The 20,425-nt window shown below is 49.0% G+C and carries 23 protein-coding genes; 13 read left to right on the forward strand and 10 right to left on the reverse strand.

Annotated elements, in window-relative coordinates:
* Positions 1–17 precede the first annotated feature (17 nt).
* The 9 genes from grxB to HEN33_RS09800 all read left to right on the forward strand — a co-directional run bounded on the left by grxB (position 18) and on the right by HEN33_RS09800 (position 6,175).
* Entirely contained in the window at positions 18–665 is a 648-nt protein-coding gene (gene grxB / locus HEN33_RS09760) for a glutaredoxin 2 (protein WP_069906199.1), read from the forward strand.
* Between the two features lie 133 nt (positions 666–798).
* Positions 799–1,359 carry a lipoprotein gene (locus HEN33_RS09765; protein ID WP_001353288.1) on the forward strand — a complete coding sequence of 187 codons (561 nt, stop codon included), beginning with the start codon at positions 799–801 and terminating at the stop codon, positions 1,357–1,359.
* A 105-nt stretch (positions 1,360–1,464) separates the two neighbouring features.
* Positions 1,465–2,511, forward strand: coding sequence for a dihydroorotase (gene pyrC, locus HEN33_RS09770; RefSeq protein ID WP_176263423.1), 1,047 nt, complete (start codon positions 1,465–1,467; stop codon positions 2,509–2,511).
* Between the two features lie 73 nt (positions 2,512–2,584).
* Positions 2,585–2,830: a DNA damage-inducible protein I gene (gene dinI / locus HEN33_RS09775; RefSeq protein ID WP_001217754.1), complete on the forward strand. Its 246-nt coding sequence runs from the start codon at positions 2,585–2,587 to the stop codon at positions 2,828–2,830.
* 289 nt (positions 2,831–3,119) lie between these two features.
* Positions 3,120–3,374, forward strand: coding sequence for a biofilm formation regulator BssS (bssS, locus tag HEN33_RS09780; protein ID WP_000414437.1), 255 nt, complete (start codon positions 3,120–3,122; stop codon positions 3,372–3,374).
* A gap of 114 nt (positions 3,375–3,488) precedes the next feature.
* Positions 3,489–4,607, forward strand: coding sequence for an N-methyl-L-tryptophan oxidase (gene solA, locus HEN33_RS09785; protein ID WP_176263424.1), 1,119 nt, complete (start codon positions 3,489–3,491; stop codon positions 4,605–4,607).
* Between the two features lie 47 nt (positions 4,608–4,654).
* Positions 4,655–4,768, forward strand: coding sequence for a YceO family protein (locus HEN33_RS09790; RefSeq protein ID WP_001253418.1), 114 nt, complete (start codon positions 4,655–4,657; stop codon positions 4,766–4,768).
* A 261-nt stretch (positions 4,769–5,029) separates the two neighbouring features.
* Positions 5,030–5,596: a cytochrome b gene (locus HEN33_RS09795; RefSeq protein ID WP_000011127.1), complete on the forward strand. Its 567-nt coding sequence runs from the start codon at positions 5,030–5,032 to the stop codon at positions 5,594–5,596.
* A gap of 3 nt (positions 5,597–5,599) precedes the next feature.
* Entirely contained in the window at positions 5,600–6,175 is a 576-nt protein-coding gene (locus HEN33_RS09800; protein ID WP_000749261.1) for a YceI family protein, read from the forward strand.
* A 41-nt stretch (positions 6,176–6,216) separates the two neighbouring features.
* Here HEN33_RS09800 and trhO read toward each other — a convergent pair whose 3' ends face one another.
* Positions 6,217–7,269 carry an oxygen-dependent tRNA uridine(34) hydroxylase TrhO gene (gene trhO, locus HEN33_RS09805; RefSeq protein WP_176263425.1) on the reverse strand — a complete coding sequence of 351 codons (1,053 nt, stop codon included), beginning with the start codon at positions 7,267–7,269 and terminating at the stop codon, positions 6,217–6,219.
* A gap of 224 nt (positions 7,270–7,493) precedes the next feature.
* On the opposite strand from trhO, the gene lpxL reads away from it, so the two are divergent.
* The 3 genes from lpxL to HEN33_RS09820 all read left to right on the forward strand — a co-directional run bounded on the left by lpxL (position 7,494) and on the right by HEN33_RS09820 (position 10,269).
* Complete coding sequence (gene lpxL, locus HEN33_RS09810; protein WP_001354911.1) at positions 7,494–8,414, forward strand: kdo(2)-lipid IV(A) lauroyltransferase; 921 nt, start codon at positions 7,494–7,496, stop codon at positions 8,412–8,414.
* A 171-nt stretch (positions 8,415–8,585) separates the two neighbouring features.
* Positions 8,586–9,812: a multidrug efflux MFS transporter MdtG gene (mdtG, locus tag HEN33_RS09815; RefSeq protein WP_000074172.1), complete on the forward strand. Its 1,227-nt coding sequence runs from the start codon at positions 8,586–8,588 to the stop codon at positions 9,810–9,812.
* Positions 9,813–9,894: 82 nt separating this feature from the next.
* Positions 9,895–10,269: a MysB family protein gene (locus HEN33_RS09820; RefSeq protein WP_000180063.1), complete on the forward strand. Its 375-nt coding sequence runs from the start codon at positions 9,895–9,897 to the stop codon at positions 10,267–10,269.
* On the opposite strand, the gene HEN33_RS09825 is transcribed toward HEN33_RS09820, so the two are convergent.
* The 3 genes from HEN33_RS09825 to mdoG form a co-directional block, all read right to left on the reverse strand.
* Positions 10,270–10,497 carry a YceK/YidQ family lipoprotein gene (locus HEN33_RS09825; protein ID WP_039021654.1) on the reverse strand — a complete coding sequence of 76 codons (228 nt, stop codon included), beginning with the start codon at positions 10,495–10,497 and terminating at the stop codon, positions 10,270–10,272.
* Between the two features lie 172 nt (positions 10,498–10,669).
* A complete protein-coding gene (gene mdoH / locus HEN33_RS09830; RefSeq protein ID WP_176263426.1) occupies positions 10,670–13,213 on the reverse strand; it encodes a glucans biosynthesis glucosyltransferase MdoH in 2,544 nt (847 codons plus the stop codon).
* Complete coding sequence (mdoG, locus tag HEN33_RS09835; protein ID WP_176263427.1) at positions 13,206–14,741, reverse strand: glucans biosynthesis protein MdoG; 1,536 nt, start codon at positions 14,739–14,741, stop codon at positions 13,206–13,208. The genes mdoH and mdoG overlap by 8 nt, the downstream gene beginning before the upstream one ends.
* Positions 14,742–15,134: 393 nt before the next feature.
* On the opposite strand from mdoG, the gene mdoC reads away from it, so the two are divergent.
* Positions 15,135–16,292 carry a glucans biosynthesis protein MdoC gene (gene mdoC / locus HEN33_RS09840; RefSeq protein ID WP_032171101.1) on the forward strand — a complete coding sequence of 386 codons (1,158 nt, stop codon included), beginning with the start codon at positions 15,135–15,137 and terminating at the stop codon, positions 16,290–16,292.
* Between the two features lie 7 nt (positions 16,293–16,299).
* On the opposite strand, the gene clsC is transcribed toward mdoC, so the two are convergent.
* The 6 genes from clsC to csgB form a co-directional block, all read right to left on the reverse strand.
* Entirely contained in the window at positions 16,300–17,781 is a 1,482-nt protein-coding gene (clsC, locus tag HEN33_RS09845) for a cardiolipin synthase ClsC (protein WP_167789492.1), read from the reverse strand.
* Positions 17,723–18,256, reverse strand: a complete 534-nt coding sequence (ymdB, locus tag HEN33_RS09850; protein ID WP_000857405.1) for an O-acetyl-ADP-ribose deacetylase — start codon at positions 18,254–18,256, stop codon at positions 17,723–17,725. Before ymdB ends, clsC begins: the two co-directional genes overlap by 59 nt.
* A 94-nt stretch (positions 18,257–18,350) precedes the next feature.
* Positions 18,351–18,662 (reverse strand): protein YmdA, encoded by a 312-nt coding sequence (gene ymdA, locus HEN33_RS09855; RefSeq protein WP_000489582.1) that lies wholly within the window; start codon positions 18,660–18,662, stop codon positions 18,351–18,353.
* 120 nt (positions 18,663–18,782) lie between these two features.
* On the reverse strand, positions 18,783–19,115 hold the full coding sequence (gene csgC / locus HEN33_RS09860; protein WP_000992818.1) for a curli assembly chaperone CsgC: 333 nt from the start codon (positions 19,113–19,115) through the stop codon (positions 18,783–18,785).
* A gap of 58 nt (positions 19,116–19,173) precedes the next feature.
* A complete protein-coding gene (gene csgA, locus HEN33_RS09865; RefSeq protein ID WP_000771422.1) occupies positions 19,174–19,629 on the reverse strand; it encodes a curli major subunit CsgA in 456 nt (151 codons plus the stop codon).
* 40 nt (positions 19,630–19,669) lie between these two features.
* On the reverse strand, positions 19,670–20,125 hold the full coding sequence (gene csgB, locus HEN33_RS09870) for a curli minor subunit CsgB (RefSeq protein WP_001360656.1): 456 nt from the start codon (positions 20,123–20,125) through the stop codon (positions 19,670–19,672).
* Positions 20,126–20,425: the final 300 nt, after the last annotated feature.

Here is a 20,425-nt window from a genome sequence, read left to right on the forward strand (position 1 = left end):
CCAAATGGAGGAGTCACGTGAAGCTATACATTTACGATCACTGCCCTTACTGCCTCAAAGCCCGCATGATTTTCGGCCTGAAAAATATCCCCGTCGAATTACATGTTCTGCTCAATGACGACGCAGAAACACCCACCCGGATGGTCGGTCAAAAACAGGTTCCCATTCTGCAAAAAGATGACAGCCGCTATATGCCAGAAAGCATGGACATCGTTCACTATGTCGATAAACTCGACGGCAAACCGTTACTGACCGGCAAACGTTCACCTGCCATTGAAGAATGGCTGCGCAAGGTCAACGGCTACGCCAACAAACTGCTGTTACCGCGTTTTGCCAAATCGGCATTTGATGAGTTTTCTACTCCCGCCGCGCGCAAATATTTTGTCGACAAGAAAGAAGCCAGCGCGGGTAATTTTGCCGACCTGCTGGCCCACTCTGACGGTCTGATTAAGAGTATCAGCGATGATTTACGTGCGCTGGACAAACTTATCGTCAAACCGAACGCCGTGAATGGCGAACTTTCGGAAGACGATATTCAGCTATTTCCGCTCCTGCGTAATCTGACGCTGGTAGCCGGAATCAACTGGCCAAGCCGCGTTGCTGATTACCGCGATAATATGGCGAAACAGACACAAATCAATTTGTTATCATCAATGGCGATTTAATCCTGACCCGCCGCGGCAGCCTGTATTCGCGGGTTGCCGCCGTTTTCAGTTTTTTCTGCTGCCGAGTTTATCGCTGGTGACACATGCTGCGTTGTGTCAGGATATTGACGCAGATTTCATGTCGAGGACTACCATGAACAAGTTTTTATTTGCCGCTGTATTGTTCGTCAGTGGCCTGCTCGTTGGCTGTAATCAACTCACCCAATACACCATCACCGAACAAGAAATTAACCAGTCGCTTGCGAAACATAATAATTTCTCAAAAGATATCGGTTTACCCGGCGTGGCTGACGCCCATATTGTTCTGACAAACCTGACCAGCCAAATTGGTCGCGAAGAGCCGAATAAGGTTACCCTAACCGGAGACGCCAATCTGGACATGAACTCCCTGTTCGGTAGCCAGAAAGCGACCATGAAACTGAAGCTGAAAGCGCTGCCTGTGTTTGATAAAGAAAAAGGCGCGATCTTCCTGAAAGAGATGGAAGTAGTCGATGCGACGGTACAACCGGAAAAAATGCAAACGGTGATGCAAACGTTGCTTCCCTATTTGAACCAGGCATTACGCAATTACTTTAACCAGCAACCTGCTTATGTCCTGCGCGAAGATGGCAGTAAGGGCGAAGCAATGGCGAAGAAACTGGCGAAAGGTATTGAAGTGAAGCCTGGTGAAATTGTCATTCCGTTTACTGATTAATCACGAGGGCGCATTTGCGCCCTTTATTTTTCGTGCAAAGGAAAACGTTTCCGCTTATCCTTTGTGTCCGGCAAAAACATCCCTTCAGCCGGAGCATAGAGATTAATGACTGCACCATCCCAGGTATTAAAGATCCGCCGCCCAGACGACTGGCACCTTCACCTCCGCGATGGCGACATGTTAAAAACTGTCGTGCCTTATACCAGCGAAATATATGGACGGGCTATCGTAATGCCCAATCTGGCTCCGCCCGTGACAACCGTTGAGGCTGCCGTGGCATATCGCCAGCGTATTCTCGACGTCGTACCTGCCGGGCACGATTTCACCCCGCTGATGACCTGTTATTTAACAGATTCGCTGGACCCTAATGAGCTGGAACGTGGATTTAACGAAGGCGTGTTCACCGCTGCAAAACTTTACCCCGCAAACGCAACCACTAACTCCAGCCACGGCGTGACGTCGGTTGATGCAATCATGCCGGTACTTGAGCGCATGGAAAAAATCGGTATGCCGCTACTGGTGCATGGTGAAGTGACACATGCAGATATCGACATTTTTGATCGTGAAGCGCGCTTTATTGAAAGCGTGATGGAACCGCTGCGCCAGCGCCTGACCGCGCTGAAAGTCGTTTTTGAGCACATCACCACCAAAGATGCTGCCGACTATGTCCGTAACGGAAATGAACGGCTGGCTGCCACCATCACTCCGCAGCATCTGATGTTTAACCGCAACCATATGCTGGTTGGTGGCGTGCGTCCACACCTGTATTGTCTACCCATCCTCAAACGCAATATTCACCAACAGGCACTGCGTGAACTGGTCGCCAGCGGTTTTAATCGCGTATTCCTCGGTACGGATTCTGCGCCGCATGCACGTCATCGCAAAGAGAGCAGCTGCGGCTGCGCGGGCTGCTTCAACGCCCCAACCGCGCTGGGCAGTTACGCTACCGTCTTTGAAGAGATGAATGCTCTGCAGCACTTTGAAGCATTCTGTTCTGTAAACGGCCCACAGTTCTATGGCTTGCCGGTCAACGACACATTCATCGAACTGGTCCGCGAAGAGCAACAGGTTGCTGAAAGCATCGCATTGACTGATGACACACTGGTGCCATTCCTCGCCGGGGAAACGGTACGCTGGTCCGTTAAACAATAAAAATCGTAGCTTCCTGTTGTCATTAGGTTATTTTAACTGTATAAATAACCAGTATATTCAACAGGGGGCTATTATGCGAATTGAAGTCACCATAGCGAAAACTTCTCCATTGCCAGCTGGGGCTATTGACGCCCTGGCTGGCGAACTTTCCCGCCGTATTCAGTATGCGTTTCCTGATAATGAAGGCCACGTATCGGTACGTTATGCCGCAGCGAATAATTTATCGGTTATTGGCGCGACAAAAGAAGATAAACAGCGCATTAGCGAAATTCTCCAGGAAACGTGGGAAAGCGCCGATGACTGGTTTGTCAGCGAATAATATGCAGTGATTTTTGTTTTTGCCGGGTCGCCCCGGCTTTTTTATTTTACTTACGGATTTCGAGTACAAAATTCCTACACTTCCTCAAAATAATTGCACAATATGCTAAAAAAATATGAATGACATGCTGTTTTATTGTTCATATAAATCTTAAAAGCAAAAATTTATCTGTTCCCCCCTTTAAAAATTCGGTGAATACCCTTACTTATTGGTATACTGAAGTTGCTTCAGATAAAAACGCATTGAACCTCGAATAACGTTGTCTAGTAACACGAATTAGGGGGCCATGATGGAAAAAAATAATGAAGTCATTCAGACTCATCCGCTCGTAGGGTGGGACATCAGCACCGTTGATAGCTATGATGCGCTGATGTTGCGTTTGCATTACCAGACCCCAAATAAGTCCGAGCAGGAAGGGACTGAAGTTGGTCAGACGCTCTGGTTAACCACTGATGTTGCCAGACAATTTATTTCGATATTAGAAGCAGGAATCGCCAAAATTGAATCCGGTGATTTCCCGGTAAACGAGTATCGGCGTCATTAACATGACATGACCATCCACCCAAAAGGCACCTCACCGGTGCCTTTACCATTTCTGGGTTGTATATCTGCATTCAGTTAATTACTCTGCTTAAACCATGAGAGCAGAGAGAAAAAAATGAAATACGATCTCATCATTATTGGCAGCGGTTCCGTAGGCGCTGCCGCCGGGTATTATGCAACCCGTGCCGGTTTAAACGTGCTAATGACCGACGCCCATATGCCACCGCATCAATACGGCAGCCACCACGGCGATACGCGATTAATTCGCCATGCTTATGGTGAAGGCGAAAAGTATGTCCCGCTGGTCCTCCGCGCGCAAACGCTGTGGGATGAACTCTCCCGCCACAACGAAGAAGATCCCATTTTTGTACGCTCTGGCGTCATTAACCTTGGCCCGGCTGATTCCGCATTTCTCGCCAACGTCGCCCACAGCGCTGAACAGTGGCAACTCAACGTTGAAAAGCTCGATGCGCAAGGGATTATGGCACGCTGGCCAGAAATACGCGTCCCGGACAACTACATCGGCTTATTTGAGACTGATTCCGGCTTTTTACGCAGCGAACTGGCGATTAAAACCTGGATCCAACTGGCGAAGGAAGCGGGTTGTGCGCAGTTGTTCAACTGCCCGGTCACCGCAATTCGTCATGACGATGATGGCGTAACTATTGAAACCGCTGACGGTGAGTATCAGGCGAAAAAAGCGATCGTCTGCGCGGGAACATGGGTAAAAGATCTGCTCCCGGAACTGCCTGTCCAGCCCGTACGCAAAGTATTTGCCTGGTATCAGGCCGATGGTCGCTATAGCGTGAAGAATAAATTCCCGGCGTTTACCGGTGAACTGCCCAATGGCGATCAATATTATGGTTTTCCGGCAGAAAACGACGCGTTGAAGATTGGCAAACATAACGGAGGCCAGGTTATCCATTCAGCGGATGAACGTGTTCCGTTTGCGGAAGTGGCCAGTGATGGGTCAGAAGCCTTCCCGTTCTTGCGCAATGTATTGCCGGGTATCGGTTGCTGCCTGTACGGCGCTGCCTGCACCTATGATAATTCGCCTGACGAAGATTTTATTATCGATACTCTACCCGGCCACGATAATACACTGCTCATTACCGGCCTGAGCGGGCACGGTTTTAAATTTGCGTCAGTTTTAGGGGAAATAGCTGCCGATTTTGCGCAAGACAAAAAAAGCGATTTTGATTTGACGCCATTCATGCTTTCCCGCTTCCAATAATCATCATTACGGCCTCCAGAATGAGGCCGTTTTTACAGGAGTATTTAATGCGTCGGCTGTTGCACTATCTCATCAATAATATTCGCGAGCATCTGATGCTTTATCTTTTTCTCTGGGGACTGTTGGCAATTATGGACCTGATCTACGTGTTTTATTTTTAGTTTTTCCGCACTGACATAAACTGACAAATATTTAATCTCCCTTTCATTTAGCGTGAAAAATTGAATGAGATTCTTCCTGCCTCTACAGCACTCACCAGACCTTCCAGATGCTGAACCCACTAAACTTATGAAGATTCTTTCATCATTAATTCAAAATTATTGAAATAAAAATAAATATCATTCAATTTGTTATTTTTGTGTTGCAATTCATTCTCCGACACGCCATTTTCTTTCTCTCGCAAATTCGTTTTGGATGCACTTATGTCATTCACAAATACCCCTGAACGCTATGGTGTTATATCTGCGGCCTTACATTGGCTAAGCGCAATTATTGTCTATGGCATGTTTGCTTTAGGTCTGTGGATGGTCACGCTCAGCTATTACGATGGCTGGTACCACAAAGCACCCGAATTGCATAAAAGCATCGGCATTTTGTTAATGATGGGGCTGGTTATTCGCGTTCTTTGGCGCTTCATATCTCCACCGCCGGGTCCGCTGCAAAGTTATTCGCCCATGACTCGTGTTGGCGCAAAGGCTGGACATCTTGCATTGTACCTATTGCTGTTCGCCATCGGCATCAGCGGCTATCTGATCTCCACTGCCGATGGTAAACCGATCAGCGTTTTTGGCTGGTTTGACGTCCCCGCGACCCTCGCCGACGCTGGCGCACAGGCTGACTTTGCCGGTGCCCTGCATTTTTGGCTCGCGTGGAGCGTCGTAGTACTGTCCGTTATGCACGGATTTATGGCCCTGAAGCATCATTTCATCGATAAAGACGACACTCTGAAGCGCATGCTGGGAAAGTCGTCATCTGACTATGGAGTATAAAAAATGAAAAAAAGCCTGCTTGGTTTAACCTTCGCGTCCCTGATGTTCTCTGCCGGTTCAGCGGTTGCCGCCGATTACAAAATTGACAAAGAAGGTCAGCACGCCTTTGTTAACTTCCGCATCCAGCATCTTGGCTATAGCTGGTTATATGGCACCTTTAAAGATTTCGACGGTACTTTTACCTTTGATGAAAAAAATCCAGCTGCCGATAAAGTGAATGTGACAATTAACACCACCAGCGTCGATACTAATCACGCCGAACGCGATAAACATCTTCGCAGTGCGGATTTCCTCAATACCGCAAAATATCCACAGGCAACATTCACCTCCACCAGCGTGAAGAAAGACGGTGACGAACTGGATATTACCGGCGATCTGACGCTGAATGGTGTAACCAAACCCGTCACGCTGGAAGCGAAATTAATTGGTCAGGGCGACGACCCGTGGGGCGGTAAACGTGCAGGCTTTGAGGCCGAAGGCAAAATTAAGCTCAAAGACTTCAATATCAAGACAGATTTAGGTCCAGCTTCTCAGGAAGTGGATCTGATTATTTCAGTGGAAGGCGTACAGCAGAAGTAAGCGTGAAATGTTGCCGGATGACACGCATCCGGCAATGATATTTATTCTGTTGGATCAGGAATGCCCAGTGTTGTATTCAGACGTCCACGAGACTTATTAAAGATCTTATTGCCATTTTCACGTCCTGCCCGACGGCGTCGCTGTTCTTCTGGCGGTAACGCGCTTTCTTCGCAGCAAATCTCACTGCAACAACCTTTGTATTTTTCTGCACATACTGGACACTGAATAAACAGCAGGTGGCAGCCATCATTTTTACAGTTGGTATGGCTGTCGCACGGCGCACCGCACTGGTGGCAATGCGCGATAATCTCATCAGAGATACGTTCGCCCATCCGCTCGTCAAACACAAAATTTTTGCCAATAAAACGCACCGGTAAGCCCTGCTCGCGCGCCTTACGGGCGTATTCAATAATTCCGCCTTCGATATGCCAGACTTTATTGAATCCGTTATGTTTCATCCAGGCACTGGCCTTTTCACAACGAATGCCGCCGGTGCAGTACATAACGATTTTTTTATCTTTATGTTCCTGCATCATCTCGACTGCTTTTGGCAGCTGCTCACGGAAGGTATCTGCCGGAATTTCCAGCGCGTTTTCAAAGTGCCCCACTTCATACTCATAATGATTACGCATGTCGATAAACAGAGCATCGGGATCGTCAAGCATGGCGTTCACTTCTGCCGCCTGCAGATACTCACCAACATTGCTGGCATCAAAGTGAGGATCGTCAATACCGTCGGCTACGATGCGATCGCGCACCTTCATGCGCAGTACCCAGAAGGATTTCCCGTCATCATCCAACGCGATATTCAGGCGTAAGCCATCTAAAGCCGGGTCGAAGGCATAGAGCTGTGCGCGAAATGTTTCAACATTGCTCGCAGGTACACTGATTTGCGCGTTAATCCCCTCATGCGCCAGATACACTCGCCCAAAAATATTCAGCGCAGTAAACAGCTGATATAAAGCGTCACGGGTCGCTTTCGGATCGGCGATGTGGAAATACTTATAAAACGAAATGGTGGTGCGCGGTTCGCGCTCAGCCAACATTTTGGCTTTCAGCGCGTCGTTGGAAATGCGGTTGTGTAACACTGGCATGGTGTACGGTTCCTGCGAGATGGGAAAGTAAAAATCCGCGGCATGATATAGCAATTATCGATAATTAACATCCACACATTTTACGCTACATTTGCGCATTAAAAATTATTTATTATTTACAAGCGCGGTAATTTCGCCCAGTCTTCAGCCACAAATTTTGGTTGCGGGCGAAAAAATGCGACAATACATACAATTGCCCGAATAGGTTGAAAAACAGGATTGATATGACGAATCTACCCAAGTTCTCCACCGCACTGCTTCATCCGCGTTATTGGTTAACCTGGTTGGGTATTGGCGTACTTTGGTTAGTCGTGCAATTGCCCTACCCGGTTATCTACCGCCTCGGTTGTGGATTAGGAAAACTGGCGTTACGTTTTATGAAACGACGCGCAAAAATTGTGCATCGCAACCTGGAACTGTGCTTCCCGGAAATGAGCGAACAAGAACGCCGTGAAATGGTGGTGAAGAATTTCGAATCTGTTGGTATGGGGCTGATGGAAACCGGCATGGCGTGGTTCTGGCCGGACCGCCGAATCGCCCGCTGGACGGAAGTGATCGGCATGGAACACATTCGTGACGTGCAGGCGCAAAAACGCGGCATCCTGTTAGTTGGCATCCATTTTCTGACCCTGGAGCTGGGTGCGCGGCAGTTTGGTATGCAGGAGCCGGGCATTGGCGTTTACCGCCCGAACGATAATCCACTGATTGACTGGCTACAAACCTGGGGCCGTTTGCGCTCAAATAAATCGATGCTCGACCGCAAAGATTTAAAAGGCATGATTAAAGCCCTGAAAAAAGGCGAAGTGGTTTGGTACGCACCGGATCATGATTACGGCCCGCGCTCAAGCGTTTTCGTCCCGTTGTTTGCCGTTGAGCAGGCTGCGACCACAACCGGAACCTGGATGCTGGCACGGATGTCCGGCGCATGTCTGGTGCCCTTCGTTCCACGCCGTAAGCCAGATGGCAAAGGGTATCAGTTGATTATGCTACCGCCAGAGTGTTCTCCGCCGCTGGATGATGCCGAAACCACCGCCGCGTGGATGAACAAAGTGGTCGAAAAATGCATCATGATGGCACCAGAGCAGTATATGTGGTTACACCGTCGCTTTAAAACACGTCCGGAAGGCGTTCCTTCACGCTATTAAATCTCCCATGCCGGATGCTTGAGAATGGCATCCGGCATTCCCACAGCAAATCCTCCTGATTTAGCGATAAAAGCTCTCTGGATTGCGCCCCCTGGAAGTCGGGCGCATAATTAGTGTGCTTATCTTTTCTTCTTATGTTCACCGCGCCTGGCGCACCAACAGCGGATTGCTATGTCACCCTGTGAAAATGACACCCCTATAAACTGGAAACGAAACCTGATCGTCGCCTGGCTAGGCTGTTTTCTTACCGGTGCCGCCTTCAGCCTGGTAATGCCCTTCTTACCCCTCTACGTTGAGCAGCTTGGCGTTACGGGCCACTCCGCCTTGAATATGTGGTCCGGTATTGTCTTCAGCATTACATTTTTATTTTCGGCCATCGCCTCACCGTTTTGGGGTGGACTCGCCGACCGTAAAGGCCGAAAACTCATGCTATTACGCTCTGCCCTTGGGATGGGCATCGTGATGGTGTTGATGGGGCTGGCACAAAATATCTGGCAGTTTTTGATCCTGCGGGCGCTTCTTGGTTTACTTGGCGGATTTGTCCCCAACGCTAATGCTCTTATCGCCACACAAGTACCGCGTAATAAAAGCGGCTGGGCGCTGGGTACGCTCTCCACAGGCGGCGTTAGCGGCGCGTTGCTCGGCCCAATGGCTGGTGGTTTGCTTGCCGATAGCTACGGCTTACGTCCGGTATTCTTTATTACCGCCAGTGTGCTGATACTTTGCTTTTTCGTCACCCTGTTTTGCATCCGAGAAAAATTCCAGCCAGTCAGCAAAAAAGAGATGCTGCATATGCGGGAAGTGGTGACATCACTTAAAAACCCGAAACTGGTACTCAGCCTGTTTGTCACCACGTTAATCATCCAGGTGGCGACGGGTTCAATTGCCCCTATTCTGACGCTGTATGTCCGCGAACTGGCGGGTAACGTCAGTAATGTCGCCTTTATCAGCGGCATGATCGCCTCGGTGCCAGGCGTGGCTGCTCTGCTGAGTGCACCACGACTCGGCAAACTTGGCGATCGAATCGGCCCCGAAAAGATCCTGATTACAGCGTTGATCTTTTCTGTACTGCTGTTGATCCCAATGTCTTACGTTCAGACACCGTTACAACTTGGGATCTTACGCTTTTTGCTCGGTGCTGCCGATGGTGCACTACTCCCCGCCGTACAGACACTATTGGTTTACAACTCAAGCAACCAAATCGCCGGGCGTATTTTCAGCTATAACCAATCTTTTCGTGATATTGGCAACGTTACCGGGCCATTGATGGGAGCGGCGATTTCGGCGAACTACGGTTTCAGAGCGGTATTCCTCGTCACCGCTGGCGTAGTGTTATTCAACGCAGTCTATTCATGGAACAGTCTGCGCCGTCGTCGGATACCCCAGGTATCGAACTGATTTTTCGCCTTTCATACTTGCAAAAGCGGAGAATCAGCTATCCTTTTCCCTGAAACCTCATCAACTCAAAGGGAGAATCGTGATGACCATGTACGCAACGCTTGAAGAAGCCATTGACGCTGCACGCGAAGAATTTCTTGCAGACAACCCCGGCATCGACGCCGAAAATGCGAATGTGCAACAGTTCAATGCCCAAAAATACGTTTTGCAGGACGGCGACATCATGTGGCAAGTTGAGTTTTTTGCCGACGAAGGGGAAGAAGGTGAATGTTTACCTATGCTTAGCGGTGAAGCCGCGCAAAGTGTTTTTGATGGCGACTATGATGAGATAGAGATCCGCCAGGAGTGGCAGGAAGAGAATACATTACATGAATGGGACGAGGGGGAATTTCAGCTTGAGCCACCGCTGGATACGGAAGAAGGACGGGCAGCTGCTGATGAGTGGGATGAACGCTAATTACTCATACGAGCCATGATGAATGTCGATCGGCAGCAGTAAAGTATCAAAAACCAGGGAGAATGGCAGATCAAGGATCGTGACGTAACGCCAGGCGGAGTCACGCACATCCCATTGCACACCGGGATAATATTGGTTGCCATGCCCCTGCCCCGGTATAGTGCGACTAATGATGCTGCCACAGCCACACAGCAAGGTCACCATGATGCTCACCATAATTAAACGCATTTGATACCCCTTCCGTAAAAAAATACCGGCATAACGCCGGTATTTTTATTGGCTCGTTGTTTTTGCCTAATGCGGCGTGAACGCCTTATCCGACCTACAAAATCTTGCAAAATCAACACATTGCAGGAGCAATGTAGGCCTGATAAGCGTAGCGCATCAGGCAACTACGTTTTTATTGCGAAGCCCTATCCGGTTTACGCAATGCCAGTGGATTGAGCTTTATCCCTTCGTAATAACTCACCCATGAAGAATATCTCTCCGGGGAATTCCAGACGCGGAAATGCAAACGGGCCATCGTCACCGGATCGCTTAGCAGCACCAAACGGCGATCGCGATTCAGTTTCTCTGGCGTCTCGTTGAGCGCCTGTTCAACGTGGCGGTCACGGGCGATTTCCAGCACCTTACTGGCGCGGTGACGCGCCGTCGCCATGGCGGTTGCCAGAGCGTTAAATGAAGGGTTAAACACCGCATGCATAAAGCCATCGTCGAGGGAGCGTTGACGATTCATCTCGAGGAAACGATCGGTATCAAGCAGTACCTGCGGCGGTGAATACTCTTCCGGGATCAGGAACAGTTTCCAGCGTTTGGTTCGCAGACCAACGGTGGCACGGCTGGAAATCACCGAAACAAACGGTGACAAGATCAACGAGAAGACAATCGGTGCCAGCCAGAACAGGAAACGCAGATCCAGCCACGCCATACCAACCGCCCACACTAACCCCAGCAGCAGCTGAGAGCCGTGGCGTTTGAATGCTTCGCCCCAGGAAGTGGAGTCATCATCACGCTGCGGTGAATTCCACACCACTTCCCAGCCAAGGAACGCGCTGACGACGAAGACCGTATGGAACAGCATGCGTACCGGAGCCAACAGCACGGAAAACAGCACTTCCAGCAGCAACGATAATGTAACGCGCCAGAAGCCGCCGTATTCTTTCGTTCCTTTGCACCAGATAAGCAAAATGCTCAATAACTTCGGCAGGAACAACAGCACCATGGTCGAAGCAAAAAGTGCAATCGCCAGCTCAGGACGCCACTGCGGCCACACCGGGAATAACTGCCGTGGTTGCAGGAAGTATTGCGGTTCGGTCAACGCATGCACTACCTGCAATGCAGTAGAGAGCGCGAGGAACATAAACCACAGCGGCGCGGAGAGATAAGACATCACGCCCGTCAGGAATACCGCACGGTGAACCGGGTGCATACCCTTAACCAGGAACAGACGGAAGTTCATCAGGTTACCGTGGCACCAGCGGCGGTCACGTTTTAGCTCATCAAGCAAGTTAGGCGGCAATTCTTCATAAGAACCCGGGAGATCGTAAGCAATCCACACCCCCCAACCTGCACGGCGCATCAACGCCGCTTCCACGAAGTCGTGCGAAAGGATTGAACCGGCAAAGGAACCTTCTCCCGGCAACGGCGCCAGCGCGCAGTGCTCGATAAACGGTTTCACGCGGATAATCGCGTTATGCCCCCAGTAGTGCGACTCACCGAGTTGCCAGAAGTGCAAACCGGCAGTGAACAGTGGCCCATACACACGAGTTGCAAACTGCTGACAGCGCGCATACAGCGTATCCATACCGGACGCTTTCGGTGACGACTGAATGATCCCGGCGTTCGGGTTAGCTTCCATCAGGCGCACCAGGCCGCACAAACAATCACCGGTCATTACCGAGTCAGCATCCAGCACCACCATGTAGCTGTACTGGCTGCCCCAGCGACGGCAGAAGTCATCGATATTACCGCTTTTACGCTTCACGCGACGACGGCGGCGGCGATAGAAAATCTGACCTTCGCCACCGACTTCAGCGATCAGCTCCATCCACGCTTTTTGCTCTGCGACGCAGATATCCGGGTTGTAACTATCACTCAGAATGTAGACATCAAAGTGTTTGGCATTCCCGGTGGCTTTTACTGATTCCCACGTTGCACGCAGGCCAGCAAAAACACGGTTCACGTCTTCGTTACAGATAGGCATGATCAACGCCGTGCGATGCTCCGGGTTTAATGGTTCATCGCCAACTGTCGACGCAGATATACTGTATTTATCGCGACCAATAAGCAGTTGCAGGAAGCCCATCAACGCCGTCCAGAATCCGGCGGACACCCAACAGAACAGCACCGCAAAGAGGATCAGGATACCGGTTTGCAGCATATAAGGCAGAAGCTGCATAAAGGAAACCCACAGATCCTGACCAACCATATCCATAGGATTAATCAGCGCCCACCCCTGATATGGAAGAATGGTCTTCATATACCAGGTCGCGACAACAGTTTGCGCGAGCGTCAGGATTAACAGAATGTAACGGCGGATGGTGCCGACGGTACGCCACTTTTGCTCGCTCTCCTGCTCTTCTTTGGTCAAACGAGCCAGATAGCGCGGCGTGACATCGCGTCCACGCAGACGATCCCAGAAACGGCCTACCGGGTTGGTACGCCACGGGTCGGGAAACATCGAGGAGCGTTTTGCTTCTGGCATCGCCTTAAGCTGATCGCGCCCTTCATCGTCTTTAATTAACTGTCCATCAGCAAGTGAATCTGGCCAGGCTTGTTCCAGACGCGCCTTTACCGAGCCTTGCGGGGAGTCATCCTCCCGCGCCCAGGTGCGGTGTTCGGCATCCAGCGCCTGATGAACGGCGCGGATATCAGTCTTCGGCAATGCCGCTTTCTCGCTTGCGGCGATGGGCATTGCGTCAATGTACTCAGTTGTCTTATTCATTGGCAGGTAACTGGTAGCTCCAGGTTTCACTCAACGTCTGATCGGCATTCACCAGCGCAGCACGCATTTCAGTGGTTTTCTTGGCATCTTTCACTTTCACACGCATCACCAGACGCCAGCCTTTGGTAACCGGGTTATAGCGCACCGAGCTCTCAACTATCTCACCATTATCACCAATGCTGGTTTGCGCTGTGACCGGGGTATCCTCTGGCAGTTTTTTCATCTCTGCGCCGGTAAAATCGACCACAAAGGCGATAGTACCGTCAGGCTGGCGAATCAGGTTCGACTGCTTCACATCCCCCGTTGAACGACGCGTTTGTTGCACCCATGCGTTATCTGGTGCATGCAGTTTGTCTTCATCACGGCTAAAGGTGATGGTGTATTTAAAGTTCATCTCTTTACCCGGCTCCGGCAGCTGATCCGGCGTCCAGTAAGCGACGATGTTATCGTTGGTTTCATCGTTGGTTGGAATTTCCACCAGCTCAACGCTGCCTTTGCCCCACTCCCCTTTCGGAGTCACCCATGCGCTTGGACGGAGGTCGTAACGATCATCGAGATCTTCGAAGCGGGAGAAATCACGACCGCGCTGCAACAGACCGAAGCCTTGCGGATTTTCCATCGAGAAGCTGCTGACCGCTAAATGTTTCGGGTTATTCAACGGACGCCAGATCCACTCACCATTACCGGCATGGATAGAGAGACCGTTAGAGTCGTGCAACTCCGGGCGATAGTTATTTGCAGGCGAAGGTTGGTTCGGCCCAAACAGGAACATACTGGTTAATGGTGCAACCCCCAGTTTGCCGACTTTATCGCGCAGATAGATTTTCGACTGCACATCCACAACCGTGTCACGCCCTGGCATAACCACGAATTTGTAAGCACCTGTCGCACGCGGCGAGTCAAGCAATGCATAAATGGTTAAACGTTTATCAGTCGGTTTTGGACGCTCGATCCAGAACTCTTTGAAACGTGGAAATTCTTCACCCGATGGCAAGGCGGTATCAATTGCCAGGCCGCGGGCAGAAAGGCCATAAACCTGACCTGCGCCAATCACGCGGAAATAGCTGGCCCCGAGCATGCTGACGATTTCATCGTTTTTATCTTTGCTGTTGATCGGGTAAAGCACTTTAAAACCGGCAAAACCAAGGTCTTTTACCGTGTCTTTATCATGCTGAACATCGCCGAAAGTGAAATAATCCGGGCTGTATTTGATTCGTTTGACTGCGGTGGCAGTCACTTCATTTATTTTGACCGGGGTATCGAAGTACATACCCTGATGGTAGAACTCGAGTTTGAATGGGGTCTTCAGATTGTTCCAGTACGCTTTGTCATGATTAAACTGGATCTGCTGATAGTCCGCGTATTTCATGTCGCGGAAAACGGAGGGCAAGTTGCTTTTAGGCGCCTCATAGCCTTTCCCGGCTAAGGATTGAGCTTGCTTTGCGACATCATCAATACTGAAAGCCCAGCTTGAAGATGTATACAGGGTTAACATTACTGCAGCACTCAACCAACGCATTTTCATCATTTGTAGTTTATGTTTCATAATTAGTAAGCACTTCCCCCTTTGTGTGCTTATATCGATCCGATCTATTTTAATGGATAACCAGCCATTCCGACAACAGAATCCCGGTATCGTTCAGCACGCTGGCTCATGGATTAAGCACCTGATTGCAACCGTTTTCACTTTCCGTGCTTCTCCTAAAGACAGAAGCATCGACTTCGTGTAGGGTTTGCCAGCAAATTTATTTATCAACCGTCTTACAGACGCTTCCATTCTGGTTAGTGGTAGCGATGATGCTATGCATAAAAACCTTGAAGCCTGCGTCTGGCGCGGTCAGGTCGGTGTCGCTATGGCAACAAGCCTAAAGGCATAACCCGACAGGGATAAGACGAAAAATCCGAGATTAGTTAACCATATATGAATCCAGTACCCGCGCAACGTGAATATTTCCTCGACTCCATCCGCGCCTGGCTGATGTTGTTAGGGATCCCTTTTCATATTTCTTTAATCTATTCGAGCCATACATGGCATGTGAATAGCGCCGAACCGTCATTGTGGCTGACCCTTTTTAATGACTTCATCCACTCGTTCCGCATGCAGGTATTTTTCGTTATATCCGGGTACTTTTCCTACATGCTTTTTTTACGCTATCCCTTGAAAAAATGGTGGAAAGTACGTGTCGAACGTGTAGGGATCCCGATGTTAACAGCCATCCCCTTACTGACATTGCCGCAATTTATTATGCTGCAATATGTCAAAGGGAAAGCAGGAAGTTGGCCTGGGCTGTCATTGTATGACAAATATAATACGTTGGCCTGGGAATTAATTTCACACCTGTGGTTTTTACTGGTGTTAGTGGTCATGACGACGCTGTGTGTATGGATATTTAAACGCATCAGAAATAATTTAGAAAATTCTGATAAAACGAATAAAAAATTCTCGATGGTAAAACTATCGGTGATTTTTTTGTGCCTCGGCATCGGCTATGCGGTAATAAGAAGAACGATTTTTATTGTGTATCCGCCCATTCTGAGTAACGGCATGTTCAATTTTATTGTGATGCAAACGCTATTTTATTTGCCGTTCTTTATCCTCGGCGCACTGGCTTTCATTTTCCCTCATCTAAAAGCTTTGTTTACCACGCCGTCTCGTGGCTGTACTCTCGCAGCAGCATTGGCATTTGTCGCTTACTTACTCAACCAGCGCTACGGCAGTGGCGATGCCTGGATGTACGAAACCGAGTCGGTGATCACGATGGTCCTCGGTCTATGGATGGTGAATGTGGTCTTCTCCTTTGGCCACCGTTTGCTTAATTTCCAGTCGGCGCGGGTGACTTACTTTGTTAACGCATCGCTGTTTATCTATCTGGTTCATCACCCGTTAACGCTGTTTTTCGGCGCGTACATTACCCCGCACATCACCTCTAACTGGCTTGGTTTTCTCTGTGGACTGATATTCGTGGTAGGGATTGCGATAATTCTGTATGAAATTCATTTACGCATCCCGTTACTGAAGTTTTTGTTCTCTGGTAAACCGGTTGTTAAGCGTGAGAACGATAAAGCACCAGCCCGTTAAGCCGCGTTTACAATAACCATTCCACAGGCAATATCGACGCCAGTCTGACCATAACCCGCTTCCAGAAACTGGTAGCGGGTTCTTTTTTGAGAACAATTTCTTTCTTTGCATGACGATCAACCCAGTTGATCCGCCCCCACCTGTCCAGACGGAGCTGCCAGGCCGCATCATACTGGCTCTGAATAAAGCGTTTATCAATTAACTGTGCCAGCGTTTCGCTCTCTATCACGAACCCCATTTCAGTATTGAGCAATGTCGAACGTGGATCGAAATTGAAAGAGCCAATAAACACCGTTTTACCATCGATGCTAAAGGTTTTAGCATGCAGGCTGGCACCGGAATTACCGGTTATGCCGCGATCGTGTAACGTACTACTTTGTTCACGCGTCGGCTTGAGTTCATATAATTCCACGCCGTAGCGGAGCAATTTTTTGCGCCAGCGCGCGTATCCGGCATGGACGACAGCAACATCGTTAGCGGCAAGAGAATTGGTTAGGATCGCAATCTTTACCCCTTTTCTCACCATCCGTAAGAGTTGCGCCACACCTGCGCGTGTCGGTACAAAATAGGAAGAGATAATATCGATGCGTTCACTGGGTGAGCCCATGATATCGAACAGGCGCTGCGGTAACAGTGAATGCCGTTTTGCCTTGCCTTCCCCTTTCGCCGGATCATCACTTAATAAACGTGTTTTCGCCCAGATAAGCGGCAACGTTCCCTCAACCAGATGATTTATAAACGGGCTGGATTCCATTTTGCGTAAATAACGATGCGTCATGGCATCGTCATGCCAGGAGGCGGGTAACTCGATGCGATCCGCCATTTCACCTTCCGGGACATCCAGCACCTGCTGTAAGGGTGAAACCGATTTACAATACCAGTAGCGGGCGAAATCATCGGCAACGTCCTCTACAACTGGTCCTATTGCCATGACATCTAAATCCGAAAAAAGTGGCTCTTCCCCTGCACCAAAATAGGCATCACCAATATTTCGCCCCCCTACCAGCGTCACCACGCCATCGACAGTGAAACTTTTATTGTGCATACGGCGATTGAGACGGGAAAAGTCGGTGATATAACCAAGCGGACGTAGCAGTCGAAACGAAAAAGGATTAAAAAGCCGGACTTCAATGCGGGGATGACTGTCAAGCAAGCGTAAAATGTCGTCAAGTCCGGGTGTATTGTTGTCGTCCAGCAACAAACGGACGCGAACTCCACGCTTTGCTGCGGCTAACAGGGCGGAAAACAGTAACCGACCCGACATATCGTCCTGCCAGATGTAATACTGAACATCCAGCGTATGCTCTGCCATTTCGGCCAGACGATACCGGGCGGCAAACGCATCCAGACTTTTCTCCAGAGGGAAAAGGCCACACTGACCGGGATGTTGCGAACACAGTGGCAGCACCGCGCTCGCCAGCCGGGGCAAATCATTCATCTCCTTGTTGGGTAAGGAGTCTTTCGTAGAGGTGGGCGTTTTCTTCATCATAACAGACAAAGTATACCTGTTCGGGTAAAGCGTGACGGGTAATAAATTCTGAAACGGTTTTTACTGCGATTTCAGCCGCTGCCGCACGAGGGTAACCATAAACCCCAGTACTAATTGCAGGAAAAGCCACTGACGTATAGCTGTTTGCCGCCACCAGTCGTAGGCTATTGAGATAGGCATCCTGCAAAAGCTGGTCTTCGTTTTGTTCACCACCACGCCAGACTGGCCCGACGGTGTGCACTACGGCTTTCGCGGGAAGATCGCCTGCAAGCGTAATAACGGCATGCCCCGTAGGGCAATCGCCCTGCTGTTGCCTGACTTTTAAACAGGCATCCAGAAGGGCCGGACCCGCTGCGCGATGAATGGCTCCATCGACGCCGCCGCCTCCCATTAATGACGGATTAGCCGCATTCACAATCACATCAACGGCCAGTTTGGTAATATCACCCTGCACAACATGAATACGCGTTTTCATAACGCCTCCTTACACCTTCTTGTTTCTTAAGTGTACAGCAGGCTTTTTGGTTAAATCGCATTTTTCTGCTCAGCAAGGTGAGTTGTTCAGAAACTTAGTTATATTCGATGTTCATTACAGCCAGCTTTTTCTGTTTATCAAGATACTGCACTTTTACTGAGGCTATTTGCGCGTTTTTGACATTGCCGCTCATTAACGCTTTGCTGGAATAGGTTCTGCCCGGAACAGAGCCATTCTGTGGGCAGTTCATTTCTACGGGTGATGACTGGGTGCTGACGTCACATGCCGGTTCCACAATTTGGCCATAAAAATGGATCACGCCCCCTTGCGCGGTGCTTCCTGCGATGGCAATAAAAGGAAAAAACAAACTGCCGAGCATAAGAGAGTTTAAAAAAGGTCTGAACATTTATTCTATTTCCTCAATGATTAGTCATCCTTGAGGGTTGTGTTATCCATACTTTCAGGTTGGCTGATCCGCAGCAGACCATTCTCTCCAGATTCATTTTATGCTCGATATTTCAACAAATTAAGACTTTTCTGAAGAGGGCGGCCATTGTTGTGATAAATGAAGTGACTGTCCATCAGAAACAGTAACAACTATTTTCACCCGATCGTCCGGGGAAATATTTAAACTCAACTTCGTCAAAGCAATGGGTTGATTAGCAGGCAATGAGAGGGTCTTTTCTTGCTTCGTCTGACTTTGCCCTGAACTGCCTTCGCGCAGGGACAATATTTGTACTCTGCACAGACAAGATTGAGTAAGAGTGACTTCAGGAATAATGGTGTACATATCCCCTTGCTGGGTCGTATTAAAGGTTATCTGACTGGAAAGTGCCGCAAGGAGTAATAACGCATTCATATTCTTCTCCCGAAAAAAAACAGGGCTTGCGCCCTGTTTCTTTAATACAGTGGATGTATTAGTACTGATGAGCGGTCGCGTTGTTACCAAAGCCAACCTGAGTGACGTTAACGCTGGAGTTAGATGCAGTCTGGTCAACAGCAGCACCGTTACCGCCACCGAACTGTTTAACAGTCATAGTAGAATCTTTACCATTCCACTGATCAAGAGTGGCGCTGTTACCGAAGCCACGCTGAGTCAGATCGATTGAGCTGTCATCTGAGCCCTGACCAACATCTGCACCGTTACCGCCACCGTGCTGGGTAATAGTCAAGTCAGAGTTACGGGCATCAGTTTGCAGAGCAAGTGCAGAGTTACCACCACCGTACTGGTAAATATTCAGCTCTGAATTTGGGCCGCTATTATTACCGCCACCGCCATGGTGACCACCACCGCCATACTGAGGAATAGAACCTGCCAGAGCGCTACCAGAGAATACGATTGCTGCAATTGCTGCTACTTTTAAAAGTTTCATGTAAAACCCCCATCGGATTGATTTAAAAGTCGAATGGAAATTAACGTTGTGTCACGCGAATAGCCATTTGCGACTGTCTCTGCACTACAATTGCCGTTTTTTGAGTACCATACTGTGTAATATTTGCTTTATTACCAGAACCTTTCTGGATAATCATCGCAGTATTACCATAAGCACCTTGCGAAATACTGGCATCGTTGGCATTGCCCGCCTGATCAATATATGCAAGGTTATAATCTCCTGTCTGGTCAATCTTTGCCCGGTTGCTACTACCTTCTTGCGCAACAACCGCCAAAAGTTTTGAGCCTCCCTGCCGTAACTGAGCACTATTATTAGTCCCAGCTTGACCAATTATGGCTGCCTGATTAAATGAAGACTTACTCAATTCATTTACCGCGAAGTTATATTCTGAATTAGCTAAATCATAACCTGCTGCGGCTGCAATCCCAGGCGCACCCAGTATTGTTAACATCATAAATAACAATTTGTTTTTCATGTTGTCACCCTGGACCTGGTCGTACATTTAAGAAATTAAATCATTTCAACTTGGTTGTTAACGCAACCTGTATTTTGTTAACGCCGCGTTACGATGGAAAGTATGTCTGCGGAAATATTTTTAATAACTCACCCGCGCGTTGTATTTTTCTTTTTTTGTTCATACCAAAGTATTAAAACCCACGTAAATACGCTGTTATCTACGCAAAAAAAATATTTTGTTTTCTTTTAAATTTCGGTTTTCCGCAATCAAAAATCACCAGACAGTCATTCTTCTTGCCCGTCGCTGATTGCTGCGATA

The sequence above is a fragment of the Escherichia sp. 94.0001 genome (assembly GCF_013369155.2).
Lineage (GTDB): Bacteria > Pseudomonadota > Gammaproteobacteria > Enterobacterales > Enterobacteriaceae > Escherichia > Escherichia coli_F.